Origin of the sequence: Cellulophaga sp. 3_MG-2023, assembly GCF_030546975.1 — a bacterium.
Lineage (GTDB): Bacteria > Bacteroidota > Bacteroidia > Flavobacteriales > Flavobacteriaceae > Cellulophaga.
The window spans coordinates 343,157-367,604 of record NZ_JAUOPS010000003.1 but is presented as its reverse complement, the minus strand read 5'-3'; the positions used below and the strand labels follow the sequence as shown (position 1 = coordinate 367,604).

Here is a 24,448-nt window from a genome sequence, read left to right as displayed (position 1 = left end):
CAATACTCTTATTTAAACCTGCTCTTCTAAAAATTTAACTGCCCTTTTTTCTGCATACGTAATGTTATTGTCGCCATAGAACCCAACGTGTCCTCCGTACAACGGCATTTCTAAAAACAAATTCCTATTTTTTTCTGCTTCATTAACAGGATAACAAGCTTCACCTAAAAAAGAATCATTTTTTGCATTCAAAATTATAGTAGGTACTTTTATTTCTGATAAAAACTGTAAGCAACTTGCCTTAGTATAATAATCCAAAGCATCTACAAATCCATTTGCCCTACTAGTGTATACATCATCAAAATCTTTTAAAGTTTTAATTTTTTTTATTTCTGATACATCTATTTTATCTGGAAATTGCTCCTGTTTTATTCGCAACTTCTCAAGCAAACGTTTTTTAAAGTTGGTTGCATACAGTATATTTTTGGGCTTTAACAATTCTTCTAAAGAACTAGCCAAACTACAAGGAACAGAAACACCTACACCCGCTTTAATTTCTGGTGGCCTTTGCCTATTTTCTCCTAAATACTTCAAAATTAAATTACCTCCCAAACTAAAACCCTGCAATACAATTTTAGAATACATTTTTAAACCCAAAATATGCTGCACAACAGCATCTAGATCTTCTGTTGCACCAGAGTGGTAAGACCTAAACAGTACATTTGTTTCTCCGCTACAACCTCTTAAATTTACTGCGCACACATTATAATTACATAACAAAAGCTCTCTTGTTGCTCCTAAAATGTAAGGACGCTGTGCATTACCCTCTAAACCATGTACAACTACAGCAACTTTATCTGTCTTGTTAGATGTAAAACTCCAATCTAAATCTAAAAAATCACCATCTGATAATTGTATGCGCTCTCTTTTTTGTGTTGGCACTTCTACAGATCTAAATAAACCCGTGTAGAGTGTAGAAAAATGTCCACTTTTAAAAAGTAAAGGCGGATTGTAAAATGATTGTAATATTGGCATTATATTATTTAGGGTACACTTCTAATAATTTCTTTTGCTCTTCAATAGCCTCTACAAATTCAGTTTTTAAGGTGGCAACTAATTCAGTTACAGGCACAGCGTTACTAATATTAGTTACACCTTGCCCAGCAGACCAAATTGTTTTCCATGCTTTAGCCTCGGTATCCATCTCTTTACCAAAATCTATTTTAGTATCCTTTTTTAAATCTTCTTCTGTAATACCAGCTGCTTTTAAACTTGCTCCTAAAAAGTTAGCATGCACACCAGATATAGATGCTGTATAAACAACATCACTAGCACCTGCATCAATAATCATTTTTTTATAATCTTCTGTTGCCTTACTTTCTACAGTATTTATAAAACGCGTACCCATATAAGCAACATCTGCCCCCATCTGTCTTGCAGAAGCAATATCTCTTCCTGTACTAATACAACCAGATAATATAACTGTTTTAGTAAAGAACTTTTTAATTTCTGCAACCAAAGGCATAGGATTTAATGTACCTGCATGACCACCTGCACCAGCAGCAACAACTATTAATCCGTCTACACCAGCTTCTGAAGCTTTTTCCGCATGACGTTTTTTTATAACATCATGAAAAACTAATCCTCCATAACTATGTACCGCGTCTACTACTTGTGACACCGCACCTAAAGATGTTATTATTAGCGGTACCTTATGCTTTATGCATAACATAAGATCTGCCTCTAATCTAGGGTTTGTTTGGTGTACAATTAAGTTAACACCAAACGGAGCAGCTTTTTTACCTGTTTCTTCCTCAAAAGCTTTTAACTCTTCTTTAATCTGAATTAACCACTCCTCAAAACCTTCACTTGTTCTTTGATTAAGTGCCGGAAATGTACCTACTATTCCATTTTTACAGCATTCTATAACCAATTTTGGTCCAGAAATCAAAAACATTGGTGCGGCTATTACCGGCAGGGAAAGATCTTTTACAAATGGGGCAATTGTTCTCATGAATATGTTTTTTTAAATTAAAAAAATAAAAAGTAGAAATTTAACTACTTTTAATAGGGTAATATGTTTAAGTTTCTCAAAACTATAGTATTTTTATCATTTATTATGCACGCATAACAATTAATTCTAAAAAATATGTACTTAAAAGAGTTTGAAATTAGATGGAGTGATATTGATGCTAACTGGCACTTAGCCAATTCTGCTTATGTAAATTATATGAGCCAAACTAGAATGGGCTTTTTAATGGAATTGGGTTTTAACCAGAAATCTATGGCCGATAACAAAATAGGACCTGTTGTTTTTTATGAACACATCTATTATTTTAAAGAAGCTTTTTTTGGTAAACCAGTAAAAGTATCTTTAGAATTAATGGGGTTAAGTGAAGATGGAAAATTTTTTAAATTTCATCATAATTTTTTTGATTCTAAAGGAAGGAATTTTGCTCATTGCGAAATACTAGGCGCTTGGATAAACTTACAAACAAGAAGCTTAACAGGCTTACCTGAAGAGTTTATGAATGCTTTTTCTAAAGTTGAAAAAGCTGATGATTTTAAAATACTTACAAAAGAAGACACACGTAAATTTGCAAAGGTTCCTAAAGATTTACCACTTTAGACATTTACTGGTAATTTGGTTTTTTTAGTTGCTAAGTACAGCCCTAAAATAACCAAAACTGTGCCCACCACTTTTACCGTAGTTAAAGTATCTTTACCCGTTACTACCGCAAATAAAATACCTATTAGTGGTTGTGCATAAGAAAAAGTGCTTACTGTAGATGCTTTTAATTTTGACAACCCGTATACGTTAAATAAATAGGTTAAAAACGTAGTTCCTACTATAACAAACACAATAGAGCCAATACCACTAGTTGGTATTGTGCTCCATTCAATTTCTCTAAATTCTGAAATTGTAACTGGAAAACAAAGTACAAGACCAATTGTAAACAGCCATTTTAATAATGTAAACATATGGTATTTTTCTAATAGCTTTTTTACCAATATTAAATATGTACCAAAACTAATAGCATTTACAACAAATAAAATATTACCTAACGGAATATTGGGTGCATCCTGTCTTAATTCTGCACCGTACAAAATCAAAAACAATGCTCCTATCAATCCTAATCCAATACCCAAGCCTTTTTGTAGTGTTACTTTTTCTTTTATAAAAATAGCAGACATTACAACTACTAAAATGGGTACAATTGTAATTAATACCGCACTATTAATTGGCGTAGATAATTCTAAACCCTTAAAAAAACTTAGCATATTAATACCCATACCTGTTAAGGCACACAAAAACAATCTGCCCCAGTCTCTACGTTCTATTTTTTGATTAGGTATAAATAAGGAACACAACCAAAACAAAAAAGAAGCTCCTAACAAACGTACCATAATAAAACCAAAAGGTTTTATATAGGTTGGCATAACACCTTTTGCAATAGTATGGTTTAAACCATAAATTGTAGTTGCCCCTAAACAGGCTAATATGGCCAATGTTCTTTTACTCACCCTGAATTTTTTCTTTAGCTGCAGCAACAACTTTTTTACTATTGCCAACAAATACAGCATCACCAACCAAAATAACTGGTCGTTTTAAAAAGGTATAGTGTTCTAATATTAAGCTTTTATAATCTTCCTCTGTTAATTGTTTATCTGCAAGGCCTTTTTCTTTATACAAACGTGCTCTTTTGCTAAACAATGCTTCATAACTCCCCGTTAAACCATACATTTCCTCTAGTTGAGTATCTGTTATGTTTTCGGTTTTTATATCTTGTAATTCAAAACCATCTAAAGGCTGTAGTTCCTTTATAATTCTTTTACAAGTATCACAAGTACTTAAATGATATATTTTCTTCATTTTATTTTAACTATTTAGAATCTAACTTAGGAAACAAAAAACTGACTACAAAGAAACCCAATTTGATTGAATTGTACTATTTTTATCAAAAAACATAATTGTGGAATATTTACTTGACACTTCTAAGCAAATTAGAAAAATATTACTTAAAATTTTAGAAGAAACTCCTAGAGAATTACTTTTAGAAATACCTAAAAACTTTAATAATAATATTTGGTGGAACATTGCACACGTTGTAGTTACACAACAACTATTAGTATACAAGTTTAGTGGTATGCCTATGCTTGTTTCTGATGAAATGGTAGAAAAATTTAAAAAAGGCACTTACCCTGATGAAAAAGTTACTGATGAAGAAATAACACAAATTAAAGATCTTTTGTTTTCTACTTTAAAACAAACAGAAGCAGATTACAAAGCGGGCAACTTTAAAAATTACAACGCATACACAACAAGCCTTAATGTAACATTAAGTAACGCTGTAGAAGCTATGAAATTTAATGCCTTACATGAAGGAATACATATAGGTGCTATTTTAGCCCTAAAAAGAAACGTTGGCAAATAACAACAAGAACAACTACCAGAGAGTAATTTTTATTTAAAAGCTACTCTTTTTCTTTACCTTTTATTGCTAACATTTTGTTTACTTCTGCATATGGTAATAAAACTTCTATTTGCCCGTCTGCATAAGAGCCAACTTCATATGTGTTGTAAAGCAATCTTAACCCTGTTTTAGTATAACCTATGTTATCTGGCAGAGTAAAAACCTCTTCTTCAAACATAAAACCAGTATCATTAATAGGAACGTCTGCTGGTATTTTTTCTTGAGCTCTAAATGTAGCTTCTGCCAAATTATAAAATGCTTCTTTGCTTGCAAACAATTCTTCATTTGGTATTAACTCTCCTTTTACAGCATCAAAATTTAATAAAATACTAGATTCATAACCGTGCGCACCTCCTGTAAATTCGTAAGTTTCTAAATCTATTGTAATTATTTTATCAGTTTCATAAGCTACTTCGCCATCTATTGTTACCTCCCAGCGTGTTGCATCTCCTGGTAATTTTTCTTTTACACTTAAAAACTCTTCGTTTAAAGAAGAAATGGCATCATCAATATTGTCAACAACCACCTCGTCATCAAAAATTAAAAGCGAAATTATTTTATCTTTTATAACTTTATTAATTGCTGCCGCTACTTTTGTTTCTTTTATGGCTTTTGGTACATTTACTACAACCAAAGGTTTATTTATTTCTTTTTCTGTTGAAATAGTTAAGGTCTCAAAAGAAATTTCTTTTTTGTTATTACAACCAATTAATACGACTAAAAAAAGGAATAAGAAAAATTTATGATTCATAGCTAAATAAGATTGTGCAAGCGCATTGTATTCTGCAAAGATAACGATACATTTGTGTTATAAATAAAGAAGTGTGGGCAAAAATAACTTAAAATTTAACAGCAAAACTATTCACGGAGGTCAAGAACCAGATAAGGCTTACGGAGCTGTTATGCCACCCATTTATCAAACTTCTACATACGCACAAATTACACCTGGCCAACATAAAGGATATGAATATTCTAGAAGTGCCAACCCTACTAGAACAGCCTTAGAAAAATCTTTAGCCAGTATTGAAAACGGAAATTATGGACTAGCATTTGGGAGCGGTATTGCTGCTATAGATGCCGTTATTAAACTTTTAAGTCCTGGCGATGAGGTTATTTCTACAAGCGATTTATATGGCGGCAGCTATCGTTTATTTAAACAGGTTTATGAAAAATTTGGCATTACATTTCATTTTATTGATATGGCCAATGCTAAAAACATAGAAAACTACGTTAACAATAATACAAAACTTATTTGGGTAGAAACACCAACAAACCCAATGATGAATATTATTGACATTGTTGCAGCAAGTAAAATAGCAAAAAAACACAATATACCTTTAGCAGTAGATAACACTTTTGCCACTCCTTATTTGCAAACACCTTTAGATTTAGGTGCTGATATAGTTATGCACTCTGCCACAAAATATTTAGGCGGACATAGTGATGTTGTTATGGGGGCTTTAATTGTTAACGATAAAGAATTAGCAGACAAACTATATTTTATACAAAAAGCTAGTGGTGCAATTTGCGGGCCTATGGATAGTTTTTTGGTGTTAAGAGGAATAAAAACATTACATGTTAGAATGCAACGCCATTGTGAAAATGGGAAAGCAATAGCAACATATTTAGCTAAGCACCCTAAGGTAGAGAACGTATTTTGGCCTGGTTTTGATACTCACCCTAATTATGAAATAGCAAAAAGTCAAATGAAAGATTTTGGAGGTATGCTATCTTTTGTACCAAAAGGAGCTAATTATAAAGATGCCATTAAAATAGTCGAAAAATTAGAGATTTTTACATTAGCTGAGTCTTTAGGTGGCGTGGAGAGTTTGGCTGGTCACCCAGCAAGTATGACACATGCAAGTATACCTAAAAAAGACAGAGAAAAAAGCGGAATTGTAGATTCTTTAATACGACTTAGTGTAGGCATAGAAGATGAAAACGACCTAATTAATGACCTAGAACAAGCGATAGGATAATAATTTTATCAAATTTTTAAAAAAACACGGTATAAAATATATAAATAGTATAATTTTGCCGTTATAATTTTAATTCAATAATTTAACAATTATAAAGGTTTCTATATGGAAGCAAAAATAAATGCATTTATGGATGAGGTGAAGACCCGTAACGGTCATGAACCTGAATTTATCCAAGCGGTACAAGAAGTTGCCGAGACAGTAATCCCCTATATTGCTGATCATGATATTTACAATGGCAAAAACATACTTTTACGTATGGTAGAGCCTGAAAGATTAATTTCTTTTAGAGTATCATGGGTAGATGATAATGGAAACATCCACGTAAATAGAGGCTACAGAGTACAAATGAACTCTGCTATAGGACCTTATAAGGGTGGTTTACGTTTTCACCCAAGTGTAAACGCAAGTATTCTTAAATTCTTAGCTTTTGAGCAGGTATTTAAAAATAGTTTAACTACACTACCAATGGGTGGTGGTAAAGGTGGATCTGATTTTGACCCTAAAGGAAAATCTGATGATGAAGTAATGCGTTTTTGCCATGCATTTATGGCAGAACTTTGTCGCCATATTGGACCAAATACAGATGTACCTGCTGGTGACATTGGTGTTGGAGGTAGAGAAATAGGATTCCTTTTTGGAATGTACAAAAAAATAAGAAATGAGTTCACTGGTGTTTTAACAGGTAAAGGACGTTCTTGGGGTGGTTCTTTAATTAGACCAGAAGCTACCGGTTACGGTACAGTTTACTTTGCAGAAAGCATGCTTAAGACTCAAGGACAAGATTTTTCTGGTAAAAATGTAGTTATTTCTGGTTCTGGTAATGTTGCACAATTTGCGGCAGAAAAAGCATTACAATTAGGAGCTAAAGTTTTAACATTATCAGATTCTCAGGGTTACATCTTAGATAAAGATGGTATAGATGCTGAGAAACTTGCTTTTGTAATGGATCTTAAAAACAATAGAAGAGGTCGTATATCTGAATATGCAGATAAATATGCTTCTGCAACTTTTCATAAAGGAGAAACTCCTTGGAATGTTGCTTGTGATATTGCTTTACCATGTGCTACACAGAATGAATTAGGTGGTGATGATGCCAAAGCATTAATTAAAAACGGATGTATTTGTGTTGCTGAAGGTGCAAATATGCCTTCTACTCCAGAAGCTATTCATGAGTATCATGAAGCAAAAATATTATTTGCTCCAGGTAAGGCTTCTAATGCTGGTGGTGTTGCAACTTCTGGTTTAGAAATGTCTCAGAACTCTTTACGTATTAGCTGGACAAGAGAAGAAGTAGACCAAAGATTAAAAACAATTATGGAGGATATTCATAATTCATGTATTGAGTACGGTAAGGATAAAGATGGCTACTGTAACTATGTAAAAGGAGCAAATATTGCTGGTTTTGTTAAGGTTGCAGACGCTATGTTAGCTCAAGGCGTTATTTAAAACATAACATATATTTTAAAAGCTCCATTAAGTTTTCTTAATGGAGCTTTTTTATTTTCAATCTAAAAATAATAATTCTTCAAATCACTATATTTACAGTACCTAAAAACAACTAATGCAAGTAACCACAAAAGCTATTGTACTTTCTGCACTTAAATATGGCGACAATAGTTTAATTGTAAAAGCATATACGTTATCAGACGGGTTAAAATCTTACTTACTAAAAGGGGTTTTATCTTCAAAAAAAGGAAAAATTAAAGCGGCTTATTTTCAACCTTTAACTCAATTAGAACTTGTTGCTACACATAAAAATAAAGGCACTTTAGAAAGTATTAGAGAAGCTAAAACTAGTTATCATTACCAAACATTACACACTAATATTGCAAAAAATGCAATGGCGCAATTTTTAGCAGAAATGCTAAGTAATAGTTTGTTAGAAGAAGAGCCTAATGAAAACCTTTTTAACTATATAGAAGCTGCACTACAATGGCTAGACACAGAAACACAAATAGCTAATTTTCACCTTCATTTTTTATTAAGCATAACCAAGTATTTAGGATTTTATCCTGATAATAAAAATGATGATTTTTTCTATTTTGATTTATTAGAAGGAAGTTTTACCAATAAACCCACTCTAAACCCCATATTAGAAGGAAAAAATTTAAATTACTTTAAAACCTTCTTAGGCATAAATTTTGATGCAATAGAAACAGTTAAAATGAATAAAACTGATAGGCAAGAGTTATTAAAATCGCTTATCTTATATTTTGAATTACACTTACAAGGATTTAGAAAACCAAAGTCTCTTGTTATATTAAATGAAATTTTTCGTTAGTATGCGTAGTACTTTTTTTATACTTTTTTTTGTGATTTTTTCTAGTGCTTTTGCGCAAGAAATTATCATTATAGACCAAGATACAAAAGAGCCAATACCAGATGTTGCTATTTTTAATATTGATAAAACCAAAACTGCATTAACAGCTAATAATGGTAGTGCAGATGTTTCAATCTTTAATAAAGATGAAAAAATTACTTTAAAACACATTGGATATCAAACTAAAAAAACAACTAAAAACTTACTTTTAAAAAGAGGAAATACCATTTATATGGTACTAACTGCAGAGGAGCTAGACGGTGTTGTTATGTCGGTCTCTAAATGGGAACAACAAAAAAAAGATGTTCCACAAAAGGTAGCCTCTATTACAGAAAAAACTATAACTTTTACAAATCCACAGACGGCAGCAGATCTATTACAAAAGAGCGGTAAAATATTTGTGCAGAAAAGTCAACTTGGTGGCGGAAGCCCAATGATTAGAGGTTTTGCAACCAACAGGTTATTAATTTCTGTTGATGGCGTACGTATGAATAACGCAATTTTTAGAGGTGGAAATTTACAAAATGTAATCTCTATAGATCCATTTTCTATACAAAACACAGAAGTTATTTTTGGCCCAGGATCTGTTATTTATGGTAGTGATGCTATTGGTGGAGTTTTAAATTTCTATACCAAAAAGCCAATTTTTTCAAAGTCTAAAGAGCCTTTTATTACAGGCAATACTACTTATAGATATTCTACTGCAAACACAGAAAATACAATCCATGCAGATATTAACTACGGAAAACAAAAATGGGCGTTTTTAACTAGTGTTAGCTATACTAATTTTGATGATTTAAAAATGGGTAACAATGGCCCAGATTCTTATTTAAGATCTAATTATATAAAAACTGTAAACGGGAAGGATTTATTAGTAAATAACAGCAACCCTAAAAAGCAGATTGGTACTGGTTACAACCAAATAAATGCAATGCAAAAAATTGCCTTTAAGCCTAATAATAATTGGAATTATGATTTAGGGTTTTATTTCTCAGAAACATCGGACTACGGCAGGTATGACCGTTTAATTAGACCAACCAGTGATGGTGAGGGTTTACGCTCTGCAGAATGGTATTATGGACCTCAAGAGTGGTTTATGACAAAAATTGGAGTACAACACCAAGGTAAAGGTAAATTTTATGACAGACTAAAAGTAAATACTGCTTACCAACGCTTTGGAGAAAGTAGAAACGATAGAAATTTTGAATCTACTATACTTAGTAGCACTGAAGAAAACGTACACGCACTGTCTACAAATATTGATCTAGAGAATAAACGCATTGGAGATTTACGTTTATATTATGGGTTAGAATATATTTTTAACAAAGTAAACTCTAACGGTTTTGAAACTAATATTGAAAACAACCAAATTACTAATGCAGCATCTAGATACCCAGATGGCGCTACTTGGCAAACTACAGCTGGCTATGTTAATGCAGAATACAAGGCACAACCAAACCTAACTTTACTATCTGGCTTACGTTATAGTCACGTTTGGATTAACGCAGAATTTGACAAAACTTTTTATCCTTTTCCGTTTGATAATGCAAATTTAAATACAGGAGCATTAACAGGTAGTATTGGTTTAAGTTGGTTTCCTAAAGAAAGTCTACAGATAACATTTAATGGTTCTACAGGTTTTAGAGCTCCTAATATTGATGATGTTGGCAAAATATTTGACTCGGAACCAGGATCTGTAGTTGTCCCAAACCCTAATTTAGAAGCTGAATATGCCTATAACGTAGACTTAGGTATACAAAAGAATTTTAATGACAAAATAATAGTTAATGCTGCTGCATTTTACACATACTTAGTAGATGCATTAGTTCGTAGAGATTTTACTTTTAATGGTGAAACCGAAATAGAATACCACGGAGAATTAAGCAATGTGCAAGCTATGCAAAATGCGGCAAAAGCTTATGTTCACGGTGTAGAACTTGGAGTAGATGCTTATTTTACAGAGCACCTTTCTTTAACGTCTAATGTAACCTTTACAAAAGGTATTGAAGAAGAGGAAGATGGCACAGAATCTCCAGGAAGACACGTAGCGCCAACTTTTGGCGATATACATTTGATATGGAAAAATGACAAATTAAAGACTGATTTATTTTTCAATTTTAATAGCAAAGTATCTTATAATAACTTATCTAACTCTGAAAAAAGTAAAGGGTATATTTATGCTTCAGATAAAAATGGAAATCCTTATAGTCCAAATTGGCAAACACTAAACTTTAATGCCAGTTATAAAATAACAAATAATTTAAAAGCTACTGTTGGCTGGGAAAACATTACTAACCAACGCTACAGAACATATTCATCTGGTATTGTTGCACCAGGAGCAAACCTAATTTCATCTATTAGTTATCAATTTTAAAAAAAAATTAGACACAAAAAAGCCCGATTAAATAAATAATCGGGCTCTTAAAGTATATTTAAAAATATATCTTAGTTAGTCATTTTAGTTGCATATTCTTGCAATTCTTTAGACTTAGCAGTCATATATTCAGTTAACTTTTTAGCATCATCAGCAGAAAGGTTTTTCATAACTTCTTGAGATTTAGTAGCTAATTCTTGAGATTTAGTACCAAGTGCAGCAAGAGCTGTCATATTTTTGCTTTCAGCAGCTTCTTTATATTCACTAACGTATTCGTCGTATGTTTTAACGTATTCTGCTACTGCAGCATCGTCAAAACTAGGAACACCGTCTACAGCTTCAGTTACAGCTTCTTTAGTTTCCTCAACAACTTCTTTAGCACCATCTACAGCCTCATTAGCTGTATTTTCTGCTGCTTCTGTTGCTTCTTTTGCTTTGTCAGTAGCTTCTTTACAAGATACAAATGATACGCTTAAAGCTAACATTAAAGCAGAACCTAAGATTAATTTTTTCATTCTTTTTAGTTTTTATTGTTTGTTATAATATATGTTACATCTAATTTACGTTCTAAAACATAATTTAGATGTACAAACCTAAAAAAACTTTGGTTAATTTGTTAATAAAAACACAAAAATATTGGCAAACAACTTAAATTTAATGTTTTATAAACGTTAAAAAAAGATTTACTATCCCTACAAATGGCAACTAATTTCCTCACAGTTACATTGTAAATCAATTAAAAATCAGTTAAAAAAAGAAAACGATTAAAAACGGATTTCGTTTTAATGTATTAAAAGCAATATTTACACAAAAATGATTAGTTTTGCAAACATTAAAATGTAGTACCAGAAGCACTTAATATGAAGTTTGAGGAATATAAAGGATTAGATTTACCTAAGGTAGCAGAGAACATACTAGAATATTGGAAAGAGAATAACATTTTTGAAAAAAGTGTTACCAATAGAGAAGGCGGAGAAGGATATGTATTTTTTGAAGGTCCACCTTCTGCAAATGGTATGCCTGGCATACACCACGTTATGGCACGTACCATTAAAGATATTTTTCCTCGTTATAAAACCATGAAAGGGTACCAAGTAAAGCGTAAAGCTGGTTGGGACACCCACGGTTTACCTATAGAACTTGGTGTAGAAAAAGAATTAGGTATTACTAAAGAAGATATTGGCAAAAAAATATCTGTAGAGGAGTACAATGCTGCTTGTAAAAAAGCTGTAATGCGCTATACGGATGTTTGGAACAAAATGACCGAGCAAGTTGGGTATTGGGTAGATATGGAAGACCCGTACATTACTTACAAGTCTAAGTATATGGAGTCTGTTTGGTGGCTACTAAAACAAATATATAGCAAAGATCTAATTTACAAAGGTTATACTATACAGCCATATTCACCTAAAGCTGGTACTGGTCTTAGTTCTCATGAGTTAAACCAACCAGGTACTTACCAAGATGTAACAGATACTACTGTAACTGCTCAATTTAAGGCCAATAAAGAAACGCTACCTAAAGCATTTAAAAATGTAGAAGGCGATGTCTTTTTTATAGCTTGGACAACAACTCCTTGGACATTACCATCTAATACAGCATTAACAGTTGGACCTAAAATAGATTATGTTTTAGTACAAACTTTTAATCAATATACATTTGAACCTGTTAAAGTAATTTTAGCCAAAAACTTGTTAAGTAAACAATTTAGCGGCAAATTTATTGAAGCAGAAAGCAATGATGACTTTACAAACTATAGCTCATCAGACAAAAAAATACCATACCAAGTTATTGCAGAAGTAAAAGGTACAGATTTAGTTGATGCTACTTATGAGCAACTAATGGACTATGTGCTTCCTTACCAAAATCCAGAAAATGCATTTAGAGTAATATCTGGTGACTTTGTTACCACTGAAGATGGTACTGGTATTGTACACACCGCTCCTACTTTTGGTGCAGATGATGCAATGGTTTCAAAACAAGCAACACCAGAAATACCACCTATGTTGGTATTAGATGAGAATGATAACCCTGTTCCTTTAGTTGACCTACAAGGTAAGTTTAGACCAGAACTAAAAGAACTTGGTGGCAAATACGTTAAAAACGAATATTACAACGATGGTGAAGCACCAGAACGTTCTATAGACGTAGAAATAGCCATAAAACTAAAAGAAGAAAACAGAGCTTTTAAAGTTGAAAAATACGTACACAGTTACCCAAACTGCTGGCGTACAGACAAACCTATATTGTATTACCCACTAGACTCTTGGTTTATTAAGGTAACAGACGTTAAAGAAAAAATGTTTAGCCTAAACGAAACCATAAACTGGAAACCTAAATCTACTGGTGAAGGACGTTTTGGTAACTGGCTAGCTAATGCAAATGACTGGAACTTATCTAGATCTCGTTATTGGGGAATTCCGTTACCAATTTGGAGAACCGAAGATGGTAAGGAGGAAATAATAATTGGCTCTGTACAAGAATTAAAAGAAGAAATGTCTAAAGCTGTTGCTGCTGGCGTTTTAGAAAAAGACATTTTTGAGGACTTTGTTGTTGGTGATATGTCTGAAGACAACTACGACAAAATAGACCTTCATAAAAATATTGTAGATCAAATTACATTGGTTTCTGCTAACGGAAAACCAATGAAAAGAGAAAGTGATCTTATAGATGTTTGGTTTGATAGCGGCTCTATGCCTTACGCACAATGGCACTATCCGTTTGAAAATAAAGACTTAATAGACGACAACAAAGCATATCCTGCAGATTTTATTGCTGAAGGTGTAGACCAAACACGTGGTTGGTTTTATACATTACATGCAATATCTACAATGGTTTTTGATTCTGTTGCCTATAAAAACGTTGTATCTAACGGTTTAGTTTTAGATAAAGACGGCAAAAAAATGTCTAAACGTTTAGGCAATGCTGTAGATCCTTTTGAAACTATGAACGAGTTTGGACCAGATGCTACACGTTGGTATATGATTTCTAATGCAAACCCGTGGGACAACTTAAAATTTGACTTAGAAGGTATTGCAGAAGTAAAAAGAAAGTTCTTTGGTACATTATACAACACATACTCTTTCTTTTCTTTATATGCTAACATAGATAATTTTAGCTACACAGAAGATGATGTTGCTTTAAACGAGCGCCCAGAAATAGACCAATGGATATTATCTGAGTTACATACACTAATAAACAAAGTAGACCAAGCTTACGGCGATTATGAGCCTACAAGAGCCGCAAGGTTAATATCTAACTTTGTACAAGAAAACTTAAGTAACTGGTATGTTCGTTTGTGTAGAAGACGTTTCTGGAAAGGAGATTACCAACAAGATAAAATATCTGCATACCAAACACTTTATACATGTTTAGAAACTGTTGCTAAACTATCTGCTCCTATTGCTCCGTTCTTTATGGACAGACTTTACAAAGATTTAACCCAAGCAACAACTAAAGAAAAAGCTGAAAGTGTACATTTGGCTGACTTTCCAAAATACAATGAAGCACTTGTAAACAAAGAGCTAGAGAGTAAAATGGAAAAAGCACAGACTATATCATCTTTAGTATTGTCTATTCGTCAAAAAGAAAAAATAAAAGTACGCCAACCATTACAAAGAATAATGGTTCCTGTACTAGACGAAAAACAAAAACACGAGATAGAAGCTGTTGCAGATTTAATAAAATCTGAAGTAAACGTAAAGGAAATTGAACTTTTAGATGATGCCTCAGGCATCTTGGTAAAACAAATAAAGCCAAATTTTAAAGTTTTAGGCCCTAAGTACGGAAAAGATATGAAGCTGATTGCCAATGCAGTAAGAGATTTAAACCAAGATGACATCCAAAAAATTGAGCAAAATGGCGAAATAATTATTGCAATTGAGAATAAAAGTATTAATTTACAGCTACAAGATGTAGAAATTTTGTCTCAAGACATAGAGGGTTGGTTAGTTGCTAGTTCTGGTAATTTAACTGTTGCTTTAGATGTTACAATTAGTGAAGATCTTAGAAAAGAAGGTATTGCTAGAGAGCTAGTAAACAGAATTCAGAATTTAAGAAAAGAATCTGGTTTTGAGGTAACAGACAAAATTGATATTAAGATATTAAAAGACGGTTATGTAGAGAATGCTGTTGCAGATAACATAACTTATATTAAAACTGAAACATTAACAGCGGAACTTAATTTTGAGGAAAAACTGGACAATGGCACAACTATTGCTTTTGATGAAGTAAATACAAAATTGTTTATCCAAAAACATTAAAAACTATGGCGCAAGATTTAAACGTGAGATACGGTGACAAAGACTTAGAAGAATTTAAAGTTCTTATTACTGAAAAAATAAACAAAGCTAAAGAGCATTTAGAACTTTTAAAAAGTTCTTATATGAATGATGGTAATAATGGTACAGATGATACCTCACCAACATTTAAAGCTTTTGAAGAAGGCTCACAAACAATGAGCAAAGAAGCAAATACTCAATTGGCAATACGCCAAGAAAAGTTTATTCGCGATTTAAAAAATGCAATATTACGTATAGAAAACAAGACATACGGTATATGTAGAGTTACTGGTAAGCTAATTAATAAAGAACGATTAAAATTAGTACCACACGCTACACTTAGTATAGAAGCTAAAAATATGCAGAAATAACAAAACGCCCTTTTTAGGGCGTTTTTTAATACACTATATGAAGCTAACATTACTTACTTTTTTATTTGCTTCCATCAATTTATTGAGTGCTCAGAAAATTGTAGAAAAAACAGTGGTTAATGACCATATTTCGTTAATAAATATAAACACAGAAAACTGCTACCAGGTTACCTTAGAAACAGCCAATACAGAAGAAGTTACCGTTTCTGCTAACATAGATGGTGAGTATAAAAAAGATTTACTCCTTGAAATTAAAGAAGATGCCGCCAGTATATTTATTACAACAGGCTTTAGTCCTACTTTTATTAGCCCTAACGATAAACTCAGCGCACACAAAGTAATATCTATTTCTTTACACATTATTTTACCTGCCTATAAAAATGTGAAGCTATATGGTAAAAGCTCTAATGTTATTGCTACTGGAGATTATAAAAATTTAAACATTACATTGTCTGATGGTTTTTGTTCTTTAGAAAAAATAACAGAAACAATAAGTGCAACCACACAAAGCGGTAATATTTTAGTAAATAGCAATTATGCTACTGTAAAAGCCAACTCAAAATACGGTAAAATATACACAGACAATCTAGCTAAAGGCAATACAAATTTTAACTTATCTTCTATTACCGGAGACATACATATTACTAAAACCAAATAATTGTCTATTTTTGCAAAATCTATCTTTTAAAGAATGAGTTTAAAAAAATCTGCCTTAATAGTATTACTAATTTTATTAGTAGACCAAATATCTAAAATATACGTAAAAACAAATTTTACGTACCAACAGTCTGTTGAAATCTTTAGCTGGTTTAAAATTTTGTTTATAGAAAACGAAGGTGCTGCTTGGGGCGCAAAACTAAGTGACATTTTTCCTATTGCAGACAGCACAGGAAAATTAGTATTAACTGTATTTAGACTATTTGCAGTTGCTGGTATTGGTTATTGGTTGTTTGACACTATTAAAAAGCACGCTCCAAAAGTATTAATATTAGCAGTATCCTTAATATTTGCAGGCGCACTTGGTAATATTATAGATTCAGTTTTTTACGGCGTTATTTTTGACGAGAGCTTTGGCAAGGTTGCTACACTGTTTTCAGACGATCCATACAGCGGTCTTTTTCATGGTAAAGTTGTAGATATGTTATACTTTCCTATTGTACAAGATGCAGTTTGGCCATCTTGGATCCCTGTAATTGGCGGAAACACATTTAGTTTTTTTGAACCCGTATTTAATGTAGCAGATACTGCAATTAGTACAGGTGTTGGTATACTATTAGTTTTTAACAAAAAAGCTTTTGGATCTAAAACTGATAAATCTGTAGAGGCGTAACACAATAATCTAAAGGCACATCATCTTTATAAACATCTGTAATTACATCTTCGGCTTCAAAAAAAGACAACCCAATTTTTAAAACGTTTGGTTTACACTCGCTTAAAAAAGCATCATAAAAACCTTTACCATAACCTATTCTATTGCCTTTTTTATCAAAAGCTAAAAGCGGCACAAAAACAACATCAATCTTATTTGGTAAAATATCTATACCATCTACTGGTTCTGGCACATTGTAACTATTCTTTTTTATAATAGTACTATCTGTAAGCAAGTAATTGGTAAGCGTATTATCTGCATTCATTTTAGGCAAAATAACGTTCTTGTCTTTACCTTGTAGTATTGCCAGTATAGAGCCAGTATCTATTTCTTTTTTTTCTTCTATTGATAAAAAAATATGATAATAACTATAATCCCAAATTGGCAGTTTTAATAACTGGTTTGCTATTTCTATGCTTTTGTCCTCCGCATCTTCCTTAGACAACTTATCTCTGAGCAAAACGTATTTAGCGCGTAATTCCTTTTTTATCATTCGTTAAAAATAGTGTATTATTCATTAGATGAAATGGCTTCGTAAATTACCAAAAAAATCATCATTAATAAATAAGCACCCATTGCCACAACGTATAACTCCATGCTTTTCAAAAGTTTAGGACTACAATGTAAACAAAATAATTTATAAATATCGATAAAAAGTATCTTTTTACCGATTAAGAGTTATTTTAGTGGTGCAATAACTACTTTAGGCTGAAGTATTATACCAATATATAATTTTTTTTTAACAGTCTTAAAATAGCAAAGACCATTTCATAAAAAAGTATTGCCTTTAACTACACCAATCAAAAAAAAGAGATTATTTTTACTCTATGCCGCAAGAAGTTTCAATAAAATTACAATTAAGTACATTGCCTAACAACCCAGGTGTGTATCAATTTTATGATAAAGACGAAAAAATATTGTACGTTGGTAAGGCTAAAAACCTAAAAAAAAGGGTCAGTTCTTATTTTAATAAAACACATGACAATGGTAAAACAAAAGTTCTTGTAAAAAAAATAGTCTACATAAAACATATTGTAGTAGATACAGAGTCTGATGCTTTATTATTAGAAAATAACTTAATAAAAAAATACAAACCCAGATACAATGTTTTATTAAAAGACGATAAAACGTATCCTTGGATTTGCATAAAAAATGAGCGCTTTCCGCGTGTATTTTATACAAGAAACTTAATTAAAGACGGCTCTGAATATTTTGGCCCTTACACCAATATGAAAACCGTAAGGGTGTTGCTAGATTTAATTAAAAGTGTATACCCCTTGCGCACTTGTAATTATGATTTATCTGCAGAAAAAATTAATGCATACAAATATAAAGTCTGCCTAGAATACCATTTAGGCAATTGCAAAGGCCCTTGTGAAGGTCACCAATCTGCAGAGGAATACCAAAGGCAAATTATAGAAATAAAAGACATTTTAAAAGGCAATTTTAAATCGTCTTTACACTATTTTAAAAATCAGATGAAAGTACTAGCCTCTGAAATGAGGTTTGAAGAGGCACAGGATTTTAAAGAAAAAATAGAAGTTTTAGAGAATTACCAAGTTAAAACAACTATAGTAAATCCTAAGATTAATAATGTAGATGTTTTTTCAATTATTTCTGATGAAACTTTTGCGTACATAAATTTTTTACAACTATCACACGGTGCAATTATTAGATCTCACACTCTAGAATTAAAGAAAAAACTAAATGAGACTGATGAAGAGCTGCTTCAATTAGCTATTATAGAAATTAGGCAAAGATTTAAATCTTTATCAAGAGAAATATACCTGCCTTTTCCTGTAACAGTAGATAGCAACTTAAAGGTAACAATACCAAAACTTGGCGACAAAAAAAGAATTTTAGAATTATCTGAAAGAAATGCTAAGTACTATAGAATGGATCGTTTTAAACAAATAAAAGTTACAGATCCAGACCGCCATACAAATCGTATTATGGCGCAAATGAAAAAAGATTTACGCTTATCTGAAGAACCAAGACACATAGAGTGTTTTGATAACTCTAACATACAAGGAACCAACCCAGTTGCTGCTTGCGTTGTATTTAAAAACGGAAAACCAGCAAAAAAAGAATATAGACACTACAACATAAAAACTGTTGTTGGCCCAGATGATTTTGCGTCTATGGAAGAAGTAGTGTTTAGGCGCTACAAAAGACTACTAGAAGAAGAACAATCCTTACCACAGTTAATTGTAATAGATGGCGGTAAAGGACAACTATCTTCTGCTCTTAAAAGTTTAGATATTTTAGGGTTAAGAGGAAAAATAGCTATTATTGGTATTGCAAAAAGATTAGAAGAAATTTATTTCCCTGGAGATTCAATTCCTTTATATTTAGATAAAAAATCTGAAAGCCTTAAAATAGTACAACAACTACGTAATGAGGCGCATAGATTTGGAATTACTTTTCACAGAACAAAACGAAGTAATGCAGCCATAAACTCTGAACTAGAAAGTATAGATGGAGTTGGAGAAAAAACTGCAACAGATCTTTTAAAGTCATTTAAATCTGTAAAAAGAATAAAAGAAGCTAGCATAGAAAAACTTGCCGAAATTGTAGGTATATCTAAAGCTCAAAAAATATATAACACCTTTCATTAAAAAATGAAGAAACTAGTACTTACTATAATCACTCTTTTAATTTGCGGTATTGGTTTTACGCAAAATAAAGTAGCAAAAGACAGCGTAAAAGTTGGCCTAGTGCTAAGTGGTGGTGGCGCAAAAGGATTAGCACATATTGGAGCATTAAAAGTTATTGAAGAAGCTGGTGTTAAAATTGACTATATTGGAGGTACAAGTATGGGAGCAATTATTGGCGCCCTATACGCTTCTGGATATTCTGCTAACGAACTAGACTCTATTTTTAATAGTATAGACGTAAATCTTTTAATACAGGACAACTTACCAAGAGGAGCAAAAACTTTTTATGACAAGGAAGATGCAGAACGGTATGCACTAAGCTTGCCATTTAATAAATTTAAAGTTTCCTTTCCGTCTGCTATATCTAGCGGACAAAACATATACAACCTACTGGTTAAATTACTGTACCACGTTAAAGACACAGATGACTTTAGTAAATTACCAATTCCTTTTTTTTGCATTGCAACAGATGTAGAAACCGGACAAGAAATTTTACTAAATAAAGGTTATTTACCCGAAGCCATTATGGCAAGTGGCACATTCCCGTCTTTATTTGAACCTGCCGAAATAAATGATAAAATTTTAATAGATGGCGGTGTAGTAAACAATTACCCTATTAACAAACTAAAAAAATTAGGTGCAGATATAATTATTGGTATAGATGTACAAGACAGTTTGTCTAGCAGAGACAACCTTGGCTCTGGCACAGAGGTTTTACTACAAATTAACAACTACAGAACTGTTAACGACATGAAGGCTAAAGCCAAGCTAACAGATGTGCTCATAAAACCAGAAATAGGCAAATACTCGGTTATAGATTTTGCTCTTGGTAAAGAAATTATAGAATCTGGTGAGACTGCTGCAAGAACAAAAATCAATCAATTAAAAAATATCGCTTTACAACGTGGCATAGACACAAAAAAACACAATAACATAAAACCACACGACTCTATAACTATTAACAGGCTAATAATCTCTGGCCACCAAGACTACACCAGAGCGTATATTAAAGGTAAGCTAAGGTTAGATTTAGACAAAACAGTACCCTTTGCAAAACTACAACAAGGCATAAACAACCTTGCAGCTACTAATAATTTTAAAACAATACGCTATACACTAGACTCCAGACCCTCTATAGACTCAGAGGAAGATGAACTTGTTTTGACTTTAAAAATAAAAGAAAACAAAGACAAGATGTTTATTAAAATGGGCGCACATTATGACGACATTTATAAAAGTGCAGCCATAATAAACTTAACAAAAAAGAATATTTTTTTACAAGATGATGTTGGCTCTTTTGATTTTATACTGGGCGACAATATTAGGTACAAAATGCAATATTACCTTGACAAAGGATTTTATTGGAGTTTTGGACTAAACTCTACCTATAACGACTATAATTACGAAATAGATTACGACATTATTAAATCTAATTTTCCAGGGCCAGATACAGGAATAAATAATATAAATATAAGCGCTACAAACCTTACTAACCAAGCATATATACAAACTGTTTGGAACGAAGAATTTGCATTTAGCTTAGGAGCAGAACATCGGTTTTTAAAATACACTACTCGCACACTACAAGAAGACAACGCAAATAATAATGAAGACTCTAGAACCATATTTGAAAAGAGCAATTACTTTAGCACGTTTGCTAAATTAAAACTAGACACATATAACGACAAATACTTCCCTAGCAAAGGTCTTTATTTTAATGGTGATTTGCATTTTTATATGTTTTCATCAGACTACAACAACAACTTTAAAGAGTTTTCTATAGCACAAGGAACTATGGGCGCTGCTTTTGAGTTAACTCACAATTTGTCTTTAAACCTAGAAGCCGGCGCAGGCTTTAAACTAGGTAACTCCAACGTAAGGTCATTAGATTTTATAATGGGCGGTTACGGTAACGACTTAGGAGATGGCTATATTTCTTTTTTAGGCTATGATTTTATTAGCCTAACCGGAAACAGTTATATAAAGGGGCTTACAAAGCTAGATTATGAATTTAGCCCAAAAAATCATTTACTTTTATCAGCAAACTTTGCCAACATAAATGATGACATTTACAGAAAAGCAGAATGGTTTCAACTACCAGAGCACACGGGATACGGAATTGGCTACGGTCTTGAATCTTTTTTAGGCCCAATACAAGCTGTTTACTCCTGGTCTCCAGAGAAAAACAAAGGAAGATTGTTTTTTAGCATTGGATATTGGTTTTAAATCATCAATTAACAATCACAAGGCACAAACTTTACCTATTTTTACGATATTTGTAAAAACAAAACTGTTTTATGTTATTATTTAGAATTGATATTACCGCCCACCTCCGGGCTATGTGGTGAAACAAGTGTTTTTCACTTAATAACTTATCTCTACAACAGAAATAAGAATTTTATCATATCAAAATTATATAAATTTTAAAACAAAATATTATGTCAACATTAGACAATACATCACTTAAATTACCAAAAGAAAACTTAGAAGCAGAAGATTTTTTACCATTATTAGGTACTGATTATGTGGAGCTTTATGTAGGTAACGCAAAACAAGCTGCTCATTATTATATGTCTGCATGGGGTTTTCAGCCACTTGCATATGCTGGCTTAGAAACCGGACTAAAAGATCGTGTGTCCTATGTAATAGAACAAGGTAAAATTAGATTGGTATTAACTTCACCTTTAAATTCTGGAGGAGACATAAACAAACATATTGATGCACACGGAGACGGTGTAAAAACTGTTGCTCTTTGGGTTGATGATGCAACTAAAAGTTACAAAGAAACTACTAGCCGAGGTGCAGAAAGTTATTTTGAACCTAAGAAAGAAGAAGATAAAGACGGAGAGGTTGTTTTCTCTGGAATTCATACATACGGAGAAACAGTTCATGTATTTGTAGAAAGAAGTAATTATAACGGTGTTTTTCTTCCAGGTTACAAAGCTTGGAACCCTTATTACAAACCAACAGATGTAGGCTTAAAATTTATAGACCATATGGTAGGTAATGTTGGCTGGAACGAGATGAACAAGTGGTGTGAGTTTTATGCCAAGGTAATGGGCTTTGCACAATTAGTTTCTTTTGATGATAAAGATATTTCTACAGAGTACACTGCTTTAATGAGTAAAGTGATGAGTAACGGTAATGGGCGCATAAAATTTCCTATTAACGAACCTGCTGAAGGAAGAAAAAAATCTCAGATTGAAGAATACATAGATTTTTATAATGGAGCCGGTGTACAACATATGGCTTTAGCAACAGATAACATTATAGAAACTGTAACTGCGTTAAGAGATCGTGGAGTAGAATTTTTAACTGTTCCTAGCTCTTATTACGAAGATGTTTTAGACAGGGTTGGTGAAATTGATGAAGATTTAGCACCATTAAAAGAACTAGGTATTTTAATAGATAAGGATGAAGAAGGCTACCTATTACAAATATTTACAAAGCCTATTTTAGACAGACCAACAATGTTTATAGAAATTATACAAAGAAAAGGAGCAAAATCTTTTGGCAAAGGAAACTTTAAAGCCTTGTTTGAAGCTATAGAAAGAGAGCAAGAATCTAGAGGAACCCTTTAACAAAACCGCTATATTATTATGAATGCAGTAATATTTGCATTTAAAAGCTAAAGTAGTGTTAACACTTTAGTTAAAGTAAGTTAAAACCAATTATAACTCTGAATTAATGTAGTACTTTTGACGGCATAAGGGGTGGTTCCCTTATTAACTTTAAGTATTGGTTTTTCATAATTTAAAGTTTGGTTGGTTATTTAGGAAAAGCCTAGTTTTAAGACTAGGCTTTTTTTTATACAATACTTTGGAACAAAAGTTGTTTAAATAATTGTAAAGACATCTAATTGTGTTTTCAATTTTAGTAATTTTACAACAACGATATGAAAAAGGTATACTTATTATTCTTATTACTAGCTACATTTTCTGCTAATTCTCAAAACAAGCACAGCTCGTTTAAAGCAGGAGAATGGTTACGCTTTAGAATTCATTATGGAATTTTTAACGCTAGCTACGCTACACTTCAAATAAAAAACGATAAAGTAAACGGCATACCAGTTTACCACGTAATAGGCAAAGGAAGAACAACTGGCTTGGCTCGTGTTTTTTTTAAAGTAGACGACACCTACGAAAGTTATTTTGACAAAAATCACGGCAAACCCTATAAATTTGTTAGAAAAGTTAGCGAAGGAAGCTATACACTAAATTTAGATATAGATTTTGATCATAAAAAGAAAAAAGCTGTTTTAAATGATCATAAAAAAAACAGAAAGCTAGACTTTAAAATAGAAGATAACATACAAGATTTAATATCTGCATTTTATTATGTAAGAAACAATTATAACGCAGATGAATTAGTAAAAAATGAAACCATTACACTTAATTTATTATACGACGATGATGGCATTTTTAAGTTTAAGCTTAAATATTTAGGAAAAGAAACTTTAAAAACTAAATACGGTAAAGTAGAATGTCATAAATTTAGACCCTATGTAGAGTCCGGACGTGTTTTTAAAGAACAAGAAAGTTTATCGCTTTGGGTTTCTAATGACGAAAATAAAATTCCTATTAGAATAAAAGCAGACTTAGCTGTTGGCTCTCTTAAAGCAGACCTAGATGGGTATGCAGGACTAAAGCATCAGTTTAAAATAATAATGGATTAACACTT

The 24,448-nt window shown here is 32.2% G+C and carries 21 protein-coding genes; 14 read left to right on the top strand and 7 right to left on the bottom strand.

Going from position 1 to position 24,448, the window contains the following annotated elements; genetic code table 11:
- Nucleotides 1–12 precede the first annotated feature (12 nt).
- Nucleotides 13–975: a YheT family hydrolase gene (locus tag Q4487_RS11290; protein WP_303541944.1), complete on the bottom strand. Its 963-nt coding sequence runs from the start codon at nt 973–975 to the stop codon at nt 13–15.
- Nucleotides 976–979: 4 nt separating this feature from the next.
- Nucleotides 980–1,954 carry a nitronate monooxygenase family protein gene (locus tag Q4487_RS11285; protein ID WP_100894654.1) on the bottom strand — a complete coding sequence of 325 codons (975 nt, stop codon included), beginning with the start codon at nt 1,952–1,954 and terminating at the stop codon, nt 980–982.
- Between the two features lie 135 nt (nt 1,955–2,089).
- On the opposite strand from Q4487_RS11285, the gene Q4487_RS11280 reads away from it, so the two are divergent.
- The gene (locus tag Q4487_RS11280; RefSeq protein WP_100894653.1) at nt 2,090–2,569 is read left to right on the top strand and encodes a thioesterase family protein; all 480 of its coding nucleotides are present in this window, start codon (nt 2,090–2,092) and stop codon (nt 2,567–2,569) included.
- On the opposite strand, the gene Q4487_RS11275 is transcribed toward Q4487_RS11280, so the two are convergent.
- The gene (locus Q4487_RS11275) at nt 2,566–3,465 is read right to left on the bottom strand and encodes a DMT family transporter (protein WP_303541949.1); all 900 of its coding nucleotides are present in this window, start codon (nt 3,463–3,465) and stop codon (nt 2,566–2,568) included. The two genes, Q4487_RS11280 and Q4487_RS11275, sit on opposite strands and share 4 nt — an antisense overlap.
- Nucleotides 3,458–3,814 (bottom strand): arsenate reductase family protein, encoded by a 357-nt coding sequence (locus Q4487_RS11270; protein WP_100894651.1) that lies wholly within the window; start codon nt 3,812–3,814, stop codon nt 3,458–3,460. The genes Q4487_RS11275 and Q4487_RS11270 overlap by 8 nt, the downstream gene beginning before the upstream one ends.
- A 100-nt stretch (nt 3,815–3,914) precedes the next feature.
- Between Q4487_RS11270 and Q4487_RS11265 the strand changes: the two genes are divergently transcribed.
- On the top strand, nt 3,915–4,376 hold the full coding sequence (locus Q4487_RS11265) for a DinB family protein (protein WP_303541952.1): 462 nt from the start codon (nt 3,915–3,917) through the stop codon (nt 4,374–4,376).
- Nucleotides 4,377–4,416: 40 nt separating this feature from the next.
- On the opposite strand, the gene Q4487_RS11260 is transcribed toward Q4487_RS11265, so the two are convergent.
- Nucleotides 4,417–5,166, bottom strand: a complete 750-nt coding sequence (locus tag Q4487_RS11260; RefSeq protein ID WP_303541954.1) for a DUF3298 and DUF4163 domain-containing protein — start codon at nt 5,164–5,166, stop codon at nt 4,417–4,419.
- Nucleotides 5,167–5,239: 73 nt separating this feature from the next.
- Between Q4487_RS11260 and Q4487_RS11255 the strand changes: the two genes are divergently transcribed.
- From Q4487_RS11255 to Q4487_RS11240, 4 genes are all read left to right on the top strand, one after another.
- Nucleotides 5,240–6,394 carry a cystathionine gamma-synthase gene (locus tag Q4487_RS11255; RefSeq protein ID WP_303541956.1) on the top strand — a complete coding sequence of 385 codons (1,155 nt, stop codon included), beginning with the start codon at nt 5,240–5,242 and terminating at the stop codon, nt 6,392–6,394.
- Between the two features lie 105 nt (nt 6,395–6,499).
- Nucleotides 6,500–7,843 (top strand): NADP-specific glutamate dehydrogenase, encoded by a 1,344-nt coding sequence (gdhA, locus tag Q4487_RS11250; RefSeq protein ID WP_100894647.1) that lies wholly within the window; start codon nt 6,500–6,502, stop codon nt 7,841–7,843.
- Between the two features lie 115 nt (nt 7,844–7,958).
- A complete protein-coding gene (gene recO / locus Q4487_RS11245) occupies nt 7,959–8,678 on the top strand; it encodes a DNA repair protein RecO (RefSeq protein WP_303541959.1) in 720 nt (239 codons plus the stop codon).
- A gap of 1 nt (nt 8,679) precedes the next feature.
- On the top strand, nt 8,680–11,091 hold the full coding sequence (locus Q4487_RS11240; protein ID WP_303541961.1) for a TonB-dependent siderophore receptor: 2,412 nt from the start codon (nt 8,680–8,682) through the stop codon (nt 11,089–11,091).
- A 71-nt stretch (nt 11,092–11,162) separates the two neighbouring features.
- Here the strand turns inward: Q4487_RS11240 and Q4487_RS11235 are convergent, their stop codons facing one another.
- A complete protein-coding gene (locus tag Q4487_RS11235) occupies nt 11,163–11,606 on the bottom strand; it encodes a hypothetical protein (protein ID WP_303541963.1) in 444 nt (147 codons plus the stop codon).
- Between the two features lie 345 nt (nt 11,607–11,951).
- Between Q4487_RS11235 and ileS the strand changes: the two genes are divergently transcribed.
- From ileS to Q4487_RS11215, 4 genes are read left to right on the top strand one after another with little or no spacing between them, the layout of a single operon-like run.
- Nucleotides 11,952–15,353 (top strand): isoleucine--tRNA ligase, encoded by a 3,402-nt coding sequence (ileS, locus tag Q4487_RS11230; RefSeq protein ID WP_303541965.1) that lies wholly within the window; start codon nt 11,952–11,954, stop codon nt 15,351–15,353.
- A 5-nt stretch (nt 15,354–15,358) separates the two neighbouring features.
- Nucleotides 15,359–15,742, top strand: coding sequence for a TraR/DksA C4-type zinc finger protein (locus Q4487_RS11225; RefSeq protein WP_100894643.1), 384 nt, complete (start codon nt 15,359–15,361; stop codon nt 15,740–15,742).
- Between the two features lie 37 nt (nt 15,743–15,779).
- Nucleotides 15,780–16,400, top strand: coding sequence for a DUF4097 family beta strand repeat-containing protein (locus Q4487_RS11220; protein ID WP_303541968.1), 621 nt, complete (start codon nt 15,780–15,782; stop codon nt 16,398–16,400).
- A 33-nt stretch (nt 16,401–16,433) separates the two neighbouring features.
- The gene (locus tag Q4487_RS11215; protein WP_100894641.1) at nt 16,434–17,072 is read left to right on the top strand and encodes a lipoprotein signal peptidase; all 639 of its coding nucleotides are present in this window, start codon (nt 16,434–16,436) and stop codon (nt 17,070–17,072) included.
- On the opposite strand, the gene Q4487_RS11210 is transcribed toward Q4487_RS11215, so the two are convergent.
- Nucleotides 17,044–17,604 (bottom strand): 5-formyltetrahydrofolate cyclo-ligase, encoded by a 561-nt coding sequence (locus tag Q4487_RS11210; protein ID WP_100894640.1) that lies wholly within the window; start codon nt 17,602–17,604, stop codon nt 17,044–17,046. The two genes, Q4487_RS11215 and Q4487_RS11210, sit on opposite strands and share 29 nt — an antisense overlap.
- Nucleotides 17,605–17,938: 334 nt before the next feature.
- On the opposite strand from Q4487_RS11210, the gene uvrC reads away from it, so the two are divergent.
- The 4 genes from uvrC (at nt 17,939) to Q4487_RS11190 (ending at nt 24,443) form a co-directional block, all read left to right on the top strand.
- Nucleotides 17,939–19,729: an excinuclease ABC subunit UvrC gene (uvrC, locus tag Q4487_RS11205; protein ID WP_303541972.1), complete on the top strand. Its 1,791-nt coding sequence runs from the start codon at nt 17,939–17,941 to the stop codon at nt 19,727–19,729.
- Between the two features lie 3 nt (nt 19,730–19,732).
- The gene (locus Q4487_RS11200) at nt 19,733–21,994 is read left to right on the top strand and encodes a patatin-like phospholipase family protein (RefSeq protein ID WP_303541974.1); all 2,262 of its coding nucleotides are present in this window, start codon (nt 19,733–19,735) and stop codon (nt 21,992–21,994) included.
- 212 nt (nt 21,995–22,206) lie between these two features.
- A complete protein-coding gene (hppD, locus tag Q4487_RS11195) occupies nt 22,207–23,349 on the top strand; it encodes a 4-hydroxyphenylpyruvate dioxygenase (protein WP_303541976.1) in 1,143 nt (380 codons plus the stop codon).
- A gap of 314 nt (nt 23,350–23,663) precedes the next feature.
- A complete protein-coding gene (locus Q4487_RS11190; protein WP_303541977.1) occupies nt 23,664–24,443 on the top strand; it encodes a DUF3108 domain-containing protein in 780 nt (259 codons plus the stop codon).
- Nucleotides 24,444–24,448: the final 5 nt, after the last annotated feature.

What these genes read in the sequence shown, in the direction of transcription:
- Q4487_RS11290 (WP_303541944.1), bottom strand. Translation starts at nt 975, where the DNA reads ATGCCAATATTACAATCATTTTACAATCCGCCTTTACTTTTTAAAAGT.
- Q4487_RS11285 (WP_100894654.1), bottom strand. Translation starts at nt 1,954, where the DNA reads ATGAGAACAATTGCCCCATTTGTAAAAGATCTTTCCCTGCCGGTAATA.
- Q4487_RS11280 (WP_100894653.1), top strand. Translation starts at nt 2,090, where the DNA reads ATGTACTTAAAAGAGTTTGAAATTAGATGGAGTGATATTGATGCTAAC.
- Q4487_RS11270 (WP_100894651.1), bottom strand. Translation starts at nt 3,814, where the DNA reads ATGAAGAAAATATATCATTTAAGTACTTGTGATACTTGTAAAAGAATT.
- Q4487_RS11260 (WP_303541954.1), bottom strand. Translation starts at nt 5,166, where the DNA reads ATGAATCATAAATTTTTCTTATTCCTTTTTTTAGTCGTATTAATTGGT.
- gdhA (WP_100894647.1), top strand. Translation starts at nt 6,500, where the DNA reads ATGGAAGCAAAAATAAATGCATTTATGGATGAGGTGAAGACCCGTAAC.
- recO (WP_303541959.1), top strand. Translation starts at nt 7,959, where the DNA reads ATGCAAGTAACCACAAAAGCTATTGTACTTTCTGCACTTAAATATGGC.
- Q4487_RS11240 (WP_303541961.1), top strand. Translation starts at nt 8,680, where the DNA reads ATGCGTAGTACTTTTTTTATACTTTTTTTTGTGATTTTTTCTAGTGCT.
- Q4487_RS11235 (WP_303541963.1), bottom strand. Translation starts at nt 11,606, where the DNA reads ATGAAAAAATTAATCTTAGGTTCTGCTTTAATGTTAGCTTTAAGCGTA.
- ileS (WP_303541965.1), top strand. Translation starts at nt 11,952, where the DNA reads ATGAAGTTTGAGGAATATAAAGGATTAGATTTACCTAAGGTAGCAGAG.
- Q4487_RS11225 (WP_100894643.1), top strand. Translation starts at nt 15,359, where the DNA reads ATGGCGCAAGATTTAAACGTGAGATACGGTGACAAAGACTTAGAAGAA.
- Q4487_RS11220 (WP_303541968.1), top strand. Translation starts at nt 15,780, where the DNA reads ATGAAGCTAACATTACTTACTTTTTTATTTGCTTCCATCAATTTATTG.
- Q4487_RS11215 (WP_100894641.1), top strand. Translation starts at nt 16,434, where the DNA reads ATGAGTTTAAAAAAATCTGCCTTAATAGTATTACTAATTTTATTAGTA.
- Q4487_RS11210 (WP_100894640.1), bottom strand. Translation starts at nt 17,604, where the DNA reads ATGATAAAAAAGGAATTACGCGCTAAATACGTTTTGCTCAGAGATAAG.
- uvrC (WP_303541972.1), top strand. Translation starts at nt 17,939, where the DNA reads ATGCCGCAAGAAGTTTCAATAAAATTACAATTAAGTACATTGCCTAAC.
- Q4487_RS11200 (WP_303541974.1), top strand. Translation starts at nt 19,733, where the DNA reads ATGAAGAAACTAGTACTTACTATAATCACTCTTTTAATTTGCGGTATT.
- hppD (WP_303541976.1), top strand. Translation starts at nt 22,207, where the DNA reads ATGTCAACATTAGACAATACATCACTTAAATTACCAAAAGAAAACTTA.
- Q4487_RS11190 (WP_303541977.1), top strand. Translation starts at nt 23,664, where the DNA reads ATGAAAAAGGTATACTTATTATTCTTATTACTAGCTACATTTTCTGCT.